This window comes from Novosphingobium sp. BL-A-28-Hi1-0D (genome assembly GCF_055521755.1).
In genome coordinates this window covers 3,173,269-3,187,056 of record NZ_CM145502.1, presented here as the reverse complement: position 1 = coordinate 3,187,056, position 13,788 = coordinate 3,173,269, and the positions used below count along the sequence as shown (strand labels likewise).

Genomic DNA, 13,788 nt, shown 5'->3' with positions numbered 1-13,788 from the left:
CTCTTTGCCCAGATAACCCTTCGCGATCAGCGATAGCATACCTTGCGGATTGTCGCGGCGATCTTGCTGGCGTCAATCAGCGCCAGCTTCTCAAGGTTGGCGGCGTAGGGCAGCGGCACGTCCTCGTCACATACACGAAGTACAGGCGCGTCGAGGTGGTCGAAGCCTTCTTCCATGCAGATGGCGATGATTTCGGAGGCGATGGAGCAGACCGGGAAGCCCTCTTCTGCGACGACCAGGCGGTTGGTCTTGGCGAGCGAGGCCAGGACGGTTTCCTTGTCGAGCGGCCGCAGCGTGCGCAGGTCGATCACTTCGGCGTCGATGCCTTCGGCGGCGAGCTGTTCTGCCGCTTCGAGCGCGAAGCCGACGCCGATCGAGTAGGACACGATGGTCACGTCCTTGCCCGGACGGACGATGCGCGCCTTGCCGATGGGCAGGACAAAATCGTCAATCGCGGGAACGTCGAAGGTGCGGCCGTAGACCAGTTCGTTCTCGAGGAACACGACCGGGTCCTCGCTGCGGATCGCGGCACGGAGCAGGCCCTTGGCATCGGCGCTGTCATAAGGCGCGATGACGACGAGGCCGGGCACGCTGGCATACCACGGACCGTAGTTCTGCGAGTGCTGCGCGCCGACACGGCTGGCGGCACCGTTGGGACCACGGAACACGATGGGGCAGCGCATCTGGCCGCCGGACATGTAGTTGGTCTTGGCGGCCGAGTTGATGATGTGGTCGATCGCCTGCATGGCGAAGTTGAACGTCATGAACTCGATCACAGGACGCAGGCCGCCCATGGCTGCGCCCGCGCCGATGCCGGCAAAGCCATACTCGGTGATCGGCGTATCGATCACGCGCTGCGGGCCGAACTCTTCGAGCAGGCCTTGCGTGACCTTGTAGGCGCCCTGATACTCGGCAACTTCCTCGCCCATGACGAAGACGCGGTCGTCGGCACGCATTTCCTCGGCCATGGCGTCGCGCAGCGCTTCGCGAACCGTGGTCGGGACCATGGTGGTGCCAGCTGGCAGTTCCGGATCGGCGGCAGGCTTGGCGTCAGACTTGGGAGCGATCGACGCAGCGGCCTTGGCCTTGGCGTCGAGCCCGGCAGGAGAAGCTTCGGCAACAGGCGCGGCCGCCGGTGCCGGTGCGGGTGCCGGGGTTGCAGCGTCGTCATCGCCCTTGATCGTGGCGATCACGGTGCCGACCTTCACGCCTTCGGTCCCTTCGGCGACGAGGATCTCGCCAATGGTGCCTTCGTCGATGGCTTCGAATTCCATCGTTGCCTTATCGGTCTCGATTTCGGCGAGGATATCGCCGGACTTCACTTCGTCGCCGGCCTTGACCAGCCACTTGGCGAGCGTGCCCTCCTCCATCGTCGGGGAGAGCGCGGGCATCTTCAGTTCGATGGCCATCTCAATAGGTCTCCACCAGCACATCGGTATAAAGTTCGGCCACCTCGGGCTCGGGCGAAGTTTCGGCGAAGTCCGCTGCCTCGGCAACGACCTGGCGAATGCGCTTGTCGATGTCCTTGATCTTGTCCTCGGTCACGCCGCGCTTGAGCAGTTCAGCCTTCGCGCCCTCGATCGGATCGTGATTGTCGCGCATCTCCTGCACTTCCTCGCGGCTGCGATACTTGGCAGGGTCGGACATCGAGTGGCCGCGATAGCGATAGGTCTTGAGCTCCATCAGCACCGGGCCGTTGCCAGCACGGACATATTCGAGCGCAACTTCGGCAGCCTGACGGACTTCGAGCACGTCCATGCCGTTGACGTCCATGCCGGGAATGCGGAACGCCGTGCCGCGACGGTAGAAGTGCGTCTCGGCCGAGCCGCGCTTTACCGCGGTGCCCATGGCATAGCCGTTGTTCTCGACCACGAAGATGATCGGCAGCTTCCAGAGCGCGGCCATGTTGAAGGTTTCGTAGACCTGGCCCTGGTTCGAGGCGCCATCGCCAAAGTAGGCCATGCAGACGCCGCCGTCGTTCCGGTACTTGTGAGCAAAGGCAAGCCCTGCCCCCAACGGTACCTGCGCGCCAACGATGCCGTGGCCGCCGTAAAACTTGTGCTCGGTGCTGAACATGTGCATCGAGCCGCCCTTGCCGCGACTGATGCCCGCACCGCGCCCGGTCAGTTCGGCCATGATCACCTTGGGATCGATGCCATAGGCCAGCATGTGGCCGTGGTCACGATAGCCGGTGATCACGCTGTCGTGGCCTTCCTGTAGGGCCGACTGCAACCCGACCGCGACCGCTTCCTGACCAATGTAGAGATGGCAGAAGCCGCCGATCAGACCGAGGCCGTAGAGCTGACCCGCCTTCTCCTCGAAGCGGCGAATCAGCACCATCTGCTCGTAGAACTTCAGGAGTTCTTCATCGCTCGCGTCATAGCGCTTGTTGTTGGCGTGCGCCTGCTGAAGGCTTCGCAATGCGAATGCGGCTTCCTCGGCAACGTCGGAAGCGATGATCGGCTCGGCTGCGGGAGCGGGTCTTGCGGCGCGCTTCGCAGCAGGCTTTACGGCAGATGCTGTGGCTCTGGGCCTCGGGGACTTTGCCAAGTCTGGGTTTCCTTTTCTGGCAGCCTCGGGTTCCGTAGGGTCGGAACGCTGTGAGAGCCTATACCTGACCGCGCTCCGTTCGCAACGCCGTTCGCTCAAGACGAACCTTTTGCGGATACCTATGCAAATTGCGCGAACCAATCTGGTTTCCAGTTCGCGGTCGCAACCAAGTTCCATCGCGCACCAACGAAAAAGGCCCGCACAATGGCGGGCCTTTTCGGCATTTTATGATGGCGCACCCGGAACGATTCGAACGTCCGACCCTCAGATTCGTAGTCTGATGCTCTATCCAGCTGAGCTACGGGTGCTCACCATCATGTGCGAAACGCACCTCGGTGCATTTCCTTCCCGAATCACTCCCGAAAGGGAATGGCGCACCCGGAACGATTCGAACGTCCGACCCTCAGATTCGTAGTCTGATGCTCTATCCAGCTGAGCTACGGGTGCTTGGGAGACGCGCCTTTAGGGGGCTGTTTCAGCTTTGGCAAGCCCTTCAAGCATAGGAATGATGGCATGCGCCAAAGGCACGTCGAGGGGAGGCATCGGCAGCTGCAGGAGTTCGTCGCGCCCCACCCACCGGATCTCCGAACCTGCCTCGAGAGCTTGGGCAGCACCTGACCATTTCAGTGTGCCGTAAAGCAGCAGGAGAATTGGCCGCTTGTCATGCACAAGTGCCTCACTTGCAAAGGAAACCGGAAAGAGATCAGCGGGTTCAACGACGATCCCAAGCTCCTCGTCGATTTCCCTTACAGTTGCCGATTCACACGTCTCGCCAAGTTCGACCTTGCCACCGGGAAACTCCCACAGCCCGCCGTGCGCCTTGTTTTGGGGGCGTTGCTGCATGAGGACCCTGCCCGACGAATCCAGCAATGCCAACGCCACCACGATCCGCACTGTCGATGAATTTTCCATGTCCGCGCGAACCATCAACTCTTTCTTAGGGAACCCACCGTAAAACCATAGATGCCGCAGTCTTTGGGAACGAACATGAAGACCTTTCTTCGAAAATTCTTCCGCAACGATCGCGGTGCCACAGCCATTGAATACGGCTTGCTGATCTCGTTGATCGGTCTTGCCGCAACCTTTGGCATGAAGTCGTTCGGAGACGCGATGTACAACATGTACCTCAACGTCGACAACAGCACCTCCGACAAGGTGCAGAGCAATTAACGGCTTCTTAGGTTTTGATGCGTACCACTACGAATGCTCGCTCCGGGGACAAAATGGAGTGAGACGGGAAGAAGAAGACCAACACTCTAGGAGACCGACCATGAAGCTTTTCCGTGACCTGTTCGCCAACGAAGACGGCGCCACCGCAATCGAATACGGCCTGATCGCCGCTCTCGTCGCCGTTGCCGCGATCGGCGCGATGACCTCGCTCGGTGGCTCGCTCGGCAACACCTTCAACGGCGTTGCAGGCAAGATGCAGAACAGCCCGGCCAACGCCTAAGGCTAAGTTCTGAACGAACGCGAAGGCGGGTGCGAAAGCACCCGCCTTTTTGCTGTCTGCACCAGTGATGCAATGATGCACGGGCGCCAGTGGCGCGCAGGGCATCAGTAAACGACGAGCTTGACCTTCTGACCGGGCGACAGGCGGCTCGTTGAAGACAGGCCATTGAGAACCAGGAAGCGTTCCAGAGACTTGTCGGTGAATGCCATGCGCTGCGACAGCGTCGACACAGTGTCGCCTGACTTTACAGTGACGACCGACAGCTTGCGCGGTTTCACGGCAGAAGCCTCTGTTGAATTGATCCGGCGAATCGACCTGAACATCGAATCAAACTGCGAAGCCAGACCAGCCTGGCTGATTGTTGCGAAGTGATAGGCCTGTTGCGGTCCGAACTCATAGGCATACACCACGATATCGACCTGGCCGTTTCCGCTGTTGGCGCGCGCTGTGCCGTAAACGGCAGGAAGCCCGTTGACCGTGGTACGCTCGATCATAGTGGGAGCGAGTTGCTGCTCACTGGAAAGTCCGGCAAACACAGACCGGACATAGCTTTCCAGATTGCCACTGTAGCTTGCGCTGGCGAACTCGCCCTTCCCGCTCTGCCCCGAGATGGAAACCGCCCGTGTTCCATTGACGAGATAGAAGCCGTTTGGTGCCTGAAATGCGAGGCGAAGAACCGGATGGGTGAATTTCGAACCGTCAACAATGCCCTGTGCGGGATCATCGCCATAAGTCAGGCCGTTGATCCCCGACAGAAATGCATCACGATTCGTTCTGCCTGTCGTCGATCCTGCACGAGCAAGAGCTGCGCGAACGCGTGACGCGGGATCGGGATGCGTGCTGGCCCATTCGGGAACCTGATTCGACGTTCCTTTCACGCTGGCATCCAGAGCGTTCTGATTCGCCAGACTCTGCAATACGGTCGACATTGCTCTTGGATCGTAACCTGCCCTCTGGAGGTAGGTGATGCCAAGGTTGTCTGCTTCGGTTTCCTGCCCGCGCGAATACTTGAGAGTGAGCAACTGGCTGCCAGTGGAGAAGATCTGCTGACCAATCTGGCCCAGCGCACCGTTGCCCAGCAGCGCTCCCGACAGGATGGTCCCAAGCGCGCCCAGCAGGGAATTGCGGGTGGCGGCACTCTGGCGCTTGGCTGCGTGTCGAGCGGCGACGTGGCCCACTTCATGCCCGAGAACACCGGCAAGTTCTGCCTCGTTGTTCATGAGGGCCGCCAGCTGCCGCGTGACGTAGACATATCCTCCGGGAATGGCGAAAGCGTTGTTCACAGGCGAATTGAGCAGAGTGACGGTGAAGTCTCCCCGCGCGTTGCTCAGGCCCGATTGCGTGGCAATCGTCTTGCCGACCGATTCGACATAGGTCGCCTGCGGTCCGGTCAGCGCTCCGCCGAACTCCTGCAGCAGTTGCGGATGAGCTTCGGAACCCTGCTTCTTGTCAGCCGCGCTGATCGCCTGCACCGAACCTTGCGCATTTGCCGGACTGCCGGTCTGGCTGACGCAAGCAGGCAGAGCGGAAAGCGCGAGGACCGAGACGGTCAGGAATGTGGCACGTGAACGACGGGCAAAAGGCATCTGCGTCTCCCGGTAACTGCGATGATTGGCGCGATCTGCCGATCACGCTCCAGAATGGCTGGTGGGATATTCCACCAGCGAAACTGTCTTGTCGCAAATCCGGTTCCCGAGCGCCAGACGGCGCGCGGTCTCAGGCACCGATACGGAGGAAACGTTCTGCCCGGAGATTTCGCAGTTCGTCGGCAGGCTTACCGGTCAAGGCGTCGAGTTCCTCGGCGATTGCCTTGCCCAGCGCTGCGCATGCGGCTGCAGGGTCGCGATGGGCACCGCCTACCGGTTCGCGCACGATGCGGTCGATAACGCCGAGAGACAGCAAGTCCTGCGCCGTGACCTTCATGGCCTCGGCAGCGTCGGCAGCCTTTTCCGCCGTGCGCCAAAGGATTGAAGCGCAACCCTCGGGCGAAATCACCGAATAGACGGCATGCTCGAACATCAGGACGCGTTCGGCACTTGCAAGCGCCACTGCGCCACCCGAACCACCTTCACCGACGATGCTGGCGACCATCGGCACGCCCAGTGCAAGACAGGCCTCTGTCGAACGTGCAATTGCCTCGGCCTGCCCGCGCTCCTCGGCTTCGACGCCGGGAAACGCGCCCGAGGTATCGACCAGGGTCACGACCGGAAGTCCGAATCGGCTGGCCATCTCCATCAGACGGATCGCCTTGCGATACCCTTCAGGCTTGCCCATGCCGAAGTTGTGGCGGATGCGGCTCTGGGTGTCGTTGCCCTTCTCATGCCCTATCAGCATCACGCGGCGACCGTTCAGCCTGGCGAAGCCACCGACGATGGCCTGATCCTCGCCATAAAGGCGATCGCCCCCCAAAGGCATGAAATCCGTGAAGATCTTCTCCACGTAGTCCTTGAAGTGGGGGCGCGCGGGATGGCGGGCGACCTGCGTCTTCTGCCATGGCGTCAGGGCCCGATAGGTGCTGGCAAGCAGTTCGGCCGACTTGTTTTCCAGCCGACGGATTTCGGACGAAATGTCGATGTCGCCACCTTGCGCGGTCTCGCGCAGTTCGGCGATGCGGGCTTCCAGCGCGGCGACCGGCTTTTCGAACTCAAGATAGGAGATCATGGCTTTTCCGCTAGGCGCGAGAACCGTTCCGGTCAACTCCGAGCGAGCGGATGACGCTCGTTGACGAGCGTCACGAGGCGCGCTGCATCGACGTGCGTGTAGATCTGGGTCGTGGCAATGTCCGCGTGACCCAGCAGAGTCTGCAGCACGCGCAGATCGGCGCCGCCTTCGAGCAGGTGCGTGGCAAAGGCGTGCCTGAGCACGTGGGGACTGACCTTTTCCGGATCGAGCCCGGCACGAAGCGCCAGGTCACGCAAGAGCTGGAACAGCCTCACTCGCGACAGATGTCCGCCTCGCGGCGAAGGGAATACGAACCGCCCGCCCTTCCCCCTTGCCGCGAGCCAGTCGGCAAGAGCGCGCGTTGCGCGGGCGGAGACCGGCACCATGCGCTGTGTCCCTCCCTTGCCGGTGATGGTGAGGAAGGGAGCATCGCGCGGGACCGCGCTGAGCGGCAGCGACACCAGTTCGGTGGCGCGAAGGCCCGAGCCGTAGAGCAGTTCCAGTAGCGCCAGCATGCGCAGGCCCTCCGGCGTGCCCGAGCTGGCGTCCTGCTCTGCGATGGCGAAGAGATCGGCGATTTCCTGATGCCCGAGCAGGCGCGGCAAGGGACGGCGCGCCCTTGGTCTTGGCAGGGCCGGCGAAGGGTCGTCGCTTCGCGCACCTTCGTCGACGAGAAAGCCGTAGAACTGGCGCAGGGCCGACGCCTTGCGCGCCAAGGATGAGGGGGCGAGTTCGGCCCATGCTGTCGCAAGACGCCCGATATCGTCGCGCGTGGCTGAGGCCAGAGGCCCGATGGCCTCCGCGGCGCCTGCGAGGTCACGCCGGTAGGCGGCAAGTGTGTTGGCAGCAGCACCCCTTTGCGCTGCGAGCATCGCCAGGAAGCTCTCAACCGCAGGTTCCGCCTTTGCCTTCACGACATCAGACGCGCGCTACGGCCTCGGCCGCGATCATCCGGGCTTCGGCATCGAGCCCGACCCGATGCAGAGCAGATACGATATGGAAGAGGTGGACCGGGGTCATCCGGTCCCAGCCATTTCCCTGCATGCCAAAAGCGGCGAGCAGAGCGACAAGGCCCTGATTGTTCGAAGCGGCAGCAGCGTCGATCGCCCGGGTCCACCGCGTCTGCCGGTTGAAGTCCACTTCGAGCTTGCCGGCAAAATCGCGGGCCGCAGCGGGATCGACACGTTCCAGGCCCATCATGCCGGCCAGCAGGAACCGTGACCGAATTGCCCCATCCGAATCGTCATCATCGGCAAAGGCATTCAGGCCTTCGTTGCCGACCCTGGTGGCACGGCCCGGATTGGCCAGCACCAGCAGGCCCCAGGCCTCGCTGCCGACGGGACAGTATGGTGCCCATTTCAGCGCATTGCGATCGAGCCCTGCCGTGAGCATCGATGAAATCAGCGAAGCCGCGCTGTCGGATAGCCCCTCGTTCGGCAGGATACGCGCTGCGGCATGCGAGGTGAGGACCAGGCCGGAATAGGCCTTGTCGGGGTCGCTGCCGTCGCCCCACAAGGCGCGAATTGCGTCCAGCCTGTCATCCTCTGCAGCGGCAACATAGGCCGTACGCAGCTTTTCTGCCCGCAGGGTCCAATCATCCGCCGCAGTCTCCCCGCCGTCGACGTCCCGCTGCGCGTAAAGCTGACTGTAGAGATCTATCATCGCCTCGCTCGACAGCACGCCACGCGCACCGGCAACATCTGCCGATGCGGCGCGCGAAGCCAGTGGCAGCATGGGCGCGCGCGAGGCCAGCAAGGCGTACTGTGCGCCAGCCTTTGCACGAAGGCTTTCCGGCGGCTCAAGCCCGGTGGCAAAGGACATGCCGATGCTCCACGGTGTCAGCGCATCGACCTCGTCCCATTCGATCTTCACCGCGCGGCGCGCATTCGTTGCCGCCCCCGCGAACTTCTGCGCGAGCAGGATGTCGATCTTCGTCCCGTTCCCCCGGCGCAAAGCCTTGTCGAGCTGGGCCATCGAGGTGGATCCTTCATCGCTGAACGATGAGCAAATCGCACGGACAAGGTCCCAGTCCCACCCGGCGCGTCCGGCCGCGGTCAGCGCCGTGATCGGGCAAAGACCAACCGGATCGGCGGTGGCAATGAAGCTCGCCATGGCTGCGTCTTCGAGGCTGCGCGTGAAGTTGCCACTATCCACCGACTGGACCATTGCACGCGCCGCATCAGCCTCGCCCATGCGCAGCAGCAACTGCGCGCGCATTGCTGCCCAGTCTGCCCCGTTCATGCCAACCGGTGTGGCAAGGCGGCTGGCCAGAGCACGCCGCGCCAGGATGTGACCCCAGCGAGAGACGAAGCGCCCGCGCATCCTGGTGACGATGCCTTCAACGAACTGCCCGTTGAGATAGTGCGTCGACACGGCCGGGAAGCCACCGTCGCGCTCGTCGATCACGCCCACCACATCGAGGCTGCGTCGGCCTGCAGGCGGAATATCCGACTTGGGCCGCGCGGAATCTATCAGCTTGGCCAGCAGTGCCGGATCGAGCGAATCAAGCAGGGCCTGGTCGCTGATGCCGCCACTCGACACCGGTACGGCCTCGCCCACGGGCAAAGGCTGGACGACCGGCGATGCTGTCGCGCTCGGCGCAGCAGGTTGCGATGCCGCGGGACGAGCCGCTGCCGTTGGTGTCGAACTGCGTGCAGGTGCTGGCGTTGCCGGGCGGGGTTGCGCAGGCCTCGATTGGGCTGGCGGATTATCGAAACCCGGCGGCAGCAGCGATTCCTGCGCCAGCAGCGTACCCGACAGCGAAGCGAGCGCGGCAACGCCGGCAAACAGCAGCGCTCGACTCTTCGTCGTGCCCTTCACTGCCCGCTACCTCCGCCCGAGATCGGACCTTGCGGACTGGATACCGGCTGTTCGATCCACTGCATCGGCTGCGTTCCACCCCTGATCCATGCCACTGCAAGAACTGCGGCCACCACGATTCCCGCAGCCACGACGATCTTCTTCATTCAGACACCCGGTTAGCAACCATGCAGGCGATACTTGCAACGGGCACTAGCGCAAGTATAGGCGGCGCGGCAATGGAACATGACGCGCACCCGCTCAGCTCGTCCGAAATCAGCCGTATTGCGCGGCGGATAGAGCGTCCACTGGTGCTTGTCGGCATGATGGGGGTTGGCAAGACGACGGTGGGACGCAGGCTCGCCGCAATGCTCCACCTCCCCTTCCTCGATGCCGACGAAGAGATCGAGCGCGCGGCGCACATGCCGATTCCGGAAATCTTCTCGACTTATGGCGAGCCCTATTTCCGCGATGGCGAACGCAGGGTCATCGTCCGGCTCATCGGCACGGGCAAGCACACCGATCGCAAGGTCCTGTCCACCGGAGGGGGAGCGTTCTGCGATCCTGCCACCCGCGCACTGATCCTCGAAAAGGGCATCGCCATCTGGCTCGACAGTGACGTCGACACCCTGGTCGAGCGAGTTGGCCGCAAGGACAACCGCCCGCTGCTCAAGACTGGCGACCCGCGCGAAATCCTCTCCCGCCTGAAATCCGAACGCGAACCGTTCTACTCGCAGGCCCCCATCCACATCACCAGCGGGGCCCAGCCCCATCATGTGACGGCGGACAAGATCCTCAAGGCAATTGACAAATGGCTGTGATACCCGTCGCCATCGCTGGCGCCCCTTATGAAGTGCGGATCGAAGCCGGCCTTCTCGCCCGCGCAGGAGAGCATTGCCGCCCCCTTATCCGAAAGGACCGCGTCGCCATCGTCACCGACGAGAACGTGGCAACCAGTTGGCGGGATACGGTAGCCGCATCGTTCGACAAAGTCGGCCTGCGCAGCGAATGGCTCGTGCTACCCGCTGGCGAAACGACCAAGAGCTGGGAACAGCTTTCCCGCGTGGTCGACTGGCTGCTCGCGCAGGAGATCGAACGCAAGGACAACGTCGTGGCTCTGGGCGGTGGAGTCATCGGCGATCTTACCGGCTTTGCCGCCTCCATGGTCAAGCGTGGTTGCGGCTTCATCCAGATCCCGACCACGCTCCTCGCGCAGGTCGATTCCAGCGTCGGCGGCAAGACCGCGATCAACACACCGGCAGGCAAGAATCTCGTCGGGGCATTCCATCAGCCTTCACTCGTACTTGCCGACCCGCTCGCTCTCGACACGCTCCCGTTGCGTGACACCCGCGCGGGCTATGCCGAAGTCGTAAAATACGGCCTGATCGACGATGCGCCGTTCTTCGAATGGTGCGAAGCCAATGGCGCAAAGCTTCTTGGGGGCGACAGCGAAGCCCGTGAATACGCCATTGCCCGAAGTGTCGCGGCCAAGGCGCGCATCGTCGCTGCTGACGAAAAGGAGACCGCTGGCATCAGGGCTCTGCTCAATCTCGGCCACACCTTCGGCCACGCGCTCGAGGCTGAAACGGGCTTTTCCGACCGGCTCCTGCATGGCGAAGGCGTTGCGTTGGGAATGGCTCTGGCAGCGCGCTTCTCGGCGCGGCAAGCGTTGATGACGGGACAGGATGCGCAACGCATAGTTGCCCACCTTTCTGCCGTTGGCCTGCCTGCAAAGCTGACAGACCTCGGACTCGCCTGCACCGGTCGCCGCCTTGCCGACCACATGCTTCACGACAAGAAGATGGACGCAGGCACCCTGCCCTTCCTGCTGATGCGCGGGATCGGCGAGACATTTCTGGCCAAGGATGTCCACCTTGATGACATAGCCCTGTTCCTCGACGAGGAACTTGCTCGCTAAGCTGGCACAAGGTCGACCACGGCAAAGCCCGGAAGCATAGCCTGGCGCAACAGCGTCCGATGGCAACCGTGGGCTTCCCGCTCGTAACACAGCAGGGCGACGCGCTTCTCGCCTGCCAGTTCCGCCAGTTTCGCTCCGGCAACTATGGCCTCGGGCAATTCAAGCTGGCCTTCATAGATCCGCTCAAGCGTGACGTGATCGTTGCGCCGGGCGGCCGCGCGTCCTTCAGCGGGCGTCCCGAGCGCCTTGAAATGCACATACTCGATCCCCGCCTCGCGTGCATTTGTCGCCAGGGACGTTTTCGAGAAGCCCGGACGGCGTGAAAGGGGCAAGGCCCGAACATCGGCAAGAACTTCGACGCCCGCATCACGCAAGGCATCCATCACTGACGCGACAGTCGCCTGTTCATAGCCGATGGTCCAGATGGTGCGGGCAGTCATCACACACCCTAGGTGGGACCACTGCCCGCAATAACAAGGGGTTACCTGCCCTTGAACGCCGGCTTGCGCTTTTCGAGGAAGGCAAGCCCGCCCTCGGCCGCATCGTCACTGTCGCCAGCCTTCCACTGTCCTTCGGCTTCTACCTGCAGTGCCGTTGCGAGATCGACTTCAAGCGCGCGGGCGATGGTCTGGCGCATCGTTCCCAGCGAGATTGATGGGCCTGCCGCAAGGCGTGTTGCCAATGCCAGCGCTTCGTCCTGAAGTGCCGCATCGTCGACAACCTTGTAAATCATGCCCCAGCTTTCGGCCTTCTCCGCACCGATCTTCTCGCCCAGCATCATCATTTCGGTCGCGCGCGCCTTGCCGACTAGACGCGTCAGCATCCACGAAGAACCACCGTCCGGCACCAGCCCGATGTTGACGAAGGCCTGAAGGAAATAGGCGCTCCGCCCGGCGATCACGAAGTCACCTGCCAGCGCGATCGAGCAGCCGATGCCTGCCGCTGGCCCGTTCACCGCCGTGACGACAGGTACCGAAAGACGCGACAAGGTCAGCATAAGTGGATTGTAGGATGTCGTAAGCGACGAATAGGCCGCACGTCCGCCCGAGATCGAGCGCTCCCCGCGCGTCGCAAGATCGGCGCCCGAGCAGAAGGCACGGCCTTCGCCGGTGATCAGGACCGCCCGCGCACCGTCGAGATCATTCAACGCCTCGCCGATCTCGTTTGCCATGTTCGGGGGACAGGCGTTGAGCCTTTCCGGCCGGTTGAGCACGATCTTGAGGACATCGCCGATACGTTCGACGCGAATGGTTTCGTAATCCATGTGGGCACCTTCTCCTTCGGCATCCGCGAATCCAGCTTTGTCCCGGAGCATTAACGCTTCGGCGGAACGAATCCACCAAATTAATTGCCCGGTTAAAGCATGGGATCCGGCATAGCAGGCACGGGAGTTACGTTGCGGTTGCCCAACAGCCTATCCGCATATTGATCAGGTCGGATAGGCCTGCGCGAAGGCAGCTGCTGCTCCGAAAAGACCCGGCTGCGGGTGGGTAATCAGCTTGACCGGGATGGCAGCCATCAGCGCCTCGAAGCGTCCCTTTGCGCGGAACCGATCGGAAAAGCCCGATCGAACCAGCGTGTCCTTGATCCGCAGACCCAGCCCGCCAGCCATGACGACGCCGGTCGAGCCATGCGCCAGAGCAAGGTCTCCGGCCACGCTGCCGAGCGAGAGGCAGAAGCGGTCGACGGCGGCGGCGGCGAGGCTGTCAGCGCCCGACGTGCCCAGTTCCCACAGCTCGCGATCGGTGCGCGGGGTGTAGGGCCTGCCTTCAAGCAGGGCGAGAGCCTCGTAGATGTCCACGATACCGGGGCCCGCCACGACACGCTCGACCGAGACGCGGCGGTGCCGCTTGCGCAGGCCCGCAAGGATTGCGTCCTCGATCGTGTCGAGTGGTGCGAAGTCGATATGCCCGCCTTCGGTCGGCTGCACCCGGTAGCTTGCACCATCGCGCCAGAGCTGGGCCACGCCAAGTCCCGTGCCCGGCCCGACGACACTGATCACCCCACTTTCGGGCAGATCGGTTTCCGGACCTGACAGATGGAGGAAGTGGCTGTCATCGGCTTGCGCCACAGCGTGGGCCACGGCGGCGAAGTCATTGACCACGACATAGCGTTCAGCCCCCAGCTTTTCGGGAATCAGGGCTGGCCGGATGATCCACGGGTTGTTGGTGAACTTGATGATCTCGCCACCAACGGGACCTGCGACAGCTATGGCTGCAGCCGTGGGCAAGGCAGTGCCGATCGAACGCCCGAAGTCCTCCCACGCAAGCTGGAAGGAGCCGTGCTCGGCGGTCTTCAGCGTCACCGCCTCGCCAAGAGACAGCACCCGCCCACCTGCGACTTCGGCAATCGCGAAGCGCGCGTGGGTTCCGCCAATATCGACGGCAACTACCTGCATCCTCTTCCCCCT

Annotated in this window: 15 protein-coding genes and 2 tRNA genes; 4 read left to right on the top strand and 13 right to left on the bottom strand. The window is 62.8% G+C overall.

Annotation, left to right across the window (positions count from 1 at the left end; translation table 11 throughout):
* Positions 1-26: 26 nt before the first annotated feature.
* From ACZ1JW_RS15410 to ACZ1JW_RS15390, 5 genes are all read right to left on the bottom strand, one after another.
* Positions 27-1,409, bottom strand: coding sequence for a pyruvate dehydrogenase complex E1 component subunit beta (locus tag ACZ1JW_RS15410; protein WP_465141217.1), 1,383 nt, complete (start codon positions 1,407-1,409; stop codon positions 27-29).
* A gap of 1 nt (position 1,410) precedes the next feature.
* Complete coding sequence (gene pdhA, locus ACZ1JW_RS15405; protein ID WP_465141216.1) at positions 1,411-2,550, bottom strand: pyruvate dehydrogenase (acetyl-transferring) E1 component subunit alpha; 1,140 nt, start codon at positions 2,548-2,550, stop codon at positions 1,411-1,413.
* A gap of 231 nt (positions 2,551-2,781) precedes the next feature.
* Positions 2,782-2,858 (bottom strand) — tRNA-Arg (locus ACZ1JW_RS15400).
* Positions 2,859-2,920: 62 nt separating this feature from the next.
* A tRNA-Arg gene (locus ACZ1JW_RS15395) sits at positions 2,921-2,997 on the bottom strand.
* 15 nt (positions 2,998-3,012) lie between these two features.
* On the bottom strand, positions 3,013-3,477 hold the full coding sequence (locus tag ACZ1JW_RS15390) for a (deoxy)nucleoside triphosphate pyrophosphohydrolase (RefSeq protein ID WP_465141215.1): 465 nt from the start codon (positions 3,475-3,477) through the stop codon (positions 3,013-3,015).
* A 60-nt stretch (positions 3,478-3,537) separates the two neighbouring features.
* Between ACZ1JW_RS15390 and ACZ1JW_RS15385 the strand changes: the two genes are divergently transcribed.
* Both ACZ1JW_RS15385 and ACZ1JW_RS15380 read left to right on the top strand, forming a co-directional pair.
* Positions 3,538-3,720, top strand: a complete 183-nt coding sequence (locus tag ACZ1JW_RS15385; RefSeq protein ID WP_465141214.1) for a Flp family type IVb pilin — start codon at positions 3,538-3,540, stop codon at positions 3,718-3,720.
* 100 nt (positions 3,721-3,820) lie between these two features.
* Entirely contained in the window at positions 3,821-4,000 is a 180-nt protein-coding gene (locus ACZ1JW_RS15380) for a Flp family type IVb pilin (RefSeq protein WP_465141213.1), read from the top strand.
* A gap of 104 nt (positions 4,001-4,104) precedes the next feature.
* On the opposite strand, the gene ACZ1JW_RS15375 is transcribed toward ACZ1JW_RS15380, so the two are convergent.
* The 5 genes from ACZ1JW_RS15375 to ACZ1JW_RS15355 form a co-directional block, all read right to left on the bottom strand.
* Positions 4,105-5,586, bottom strand: a complete 1,482-nt coding sequence (locus ACZ1JW_RS15375) for a M48 family metalloprotease (RefSeq protein WP_465141212.1) — start codon at positions 5,584-5,586, stop codon at positions 4,105-4,107.
* Positions 5,587-5,716: 130 nt separating this feature from the next.
* A complete protein-coding gene (locus ACZ1JW_RS15370) occupies positions 5,717-6,661 on the bottom strand; it encodes an acetyl-CoA carboxylase carboxyltransferase subunit alpha (RefSeq protein ID WP_465125926.1) in 945 nt (314 codons plus the stop codon).
* A gap of 32 nt (positions 6,662-6,693) precedes the next feature.
* Entirely contained in the window at positions 6,694-7,533 is an 840-nt protein-coding gene (locus ACZ1JW_RS15365; RefSeq protein WP_465142789.1) for a tyrosine recombinase, read from the bottom strand.
* Between the two features lie 46 nt (positions 7,534-7,579).
* Positions 7,580-9,481, bottom strand: coding sequence for a hypothetical protein (locus ACZ1JW_RS15360; RefSeq protein ID WP_465141211.1), 1,902 nt, complete (start codon positions 9,479-9,481; stop codon positions 7,580-7,582).
* Entirely contained in the window at positions 9,478-9,627 is a 150-nt protein-coding gene (locus ACZ1JW_RS15355) for a hypothetical protein (RefSeq protein WP_465125929.1), read from the bottom strand. Before ACZ1JW_RS15355 ends, ACZ1JW_RS15360 begins: the two co-directional genes overlap by 4 nt.
* A gap of 72 nt (positions 9,628-9,699) precedes the next feature.
* Here ACZ1JW_RS15355 and ACZ1JW_RS15350 point away from each other — a divergent pair, with 72 nt between their 5' ends.
* Positions 9,700-10,281, top strand: a complete 582-nt coding sequence (locus tag ACZ1JW_RS15350; RefSeq protein ID WP_465125930.1) for a shikimate kinase — start codon at positions 9,700-9,702, stop codon at positions 10,279-10,281.
* A complete protein-coding gene (aroB, locus tag ACZ1JW_RS15345) occupies positions 10,272-11,378 on the top strand; it encodes a 3-dehydroquinate synthase (RefSeq protein WP_465141210.1) in 1,107 nt (368 codons plus the stop codon). The genes ACZ1JW_RS15350 and aroB overlap by 10 nt, the downstream gene beginning before the upstream one ends.
* On the opposite strand, the gene ACZ1JW_RS15340 is transcribed toward aroB, so the two are convergent.
* The 3 genes from ACZ1JW_RS15340 to ACZ1JW_RS15330 all read right to left on the bottom strand — a co-directional run bounded on the left by ACZ1JW_RS15340 (position 11,375) and on the right by ACZ1JW_RS15330 (position 13,776).
* Positions 11,375-11,818 (bottom strand): DUF488 domain-containing protein, encoded by a 444-nt coding sequence (locus ACZ1JW_RS15340; protein WP_465141209.1) that lies wholly within the window; start codon positions 11,816-11,818, stop codon positions 11,375-11,377. The two genes, aroB and ACZ1JW_RS15340, sit on opposite strands and share 4 nt — an antisense overlap.
* Before the next feature lie 41 nt (positions 11,819-11,859).
* Positions 11,860-12,642 (bottom strand): enoyl-CoA hydratase-related protein, encoded by a 783-nt coding sequence (locus ACZ1JW_RS15335; RefSeq protein ID WP_465141208.1) that lies wholly within the window; start codon positions 12,640-12,642, stop codon positions 11,860-11,862.
* 165 nt (positions 12,643-12,807) lie between these two features.
* Positions 12,808-13,776 (bottom strand): glucokinase, encoded by a 969-nt coding sequence (locus ACZ1JW_RS15330; RefSeq protein WP_465125934.1) that lies wholly within the window; start codon positions 13,774-13,776, stop codon positions 12,808-12,810.
* Positions 13,777-13,788: the final 12 nt, after the last annotated feature.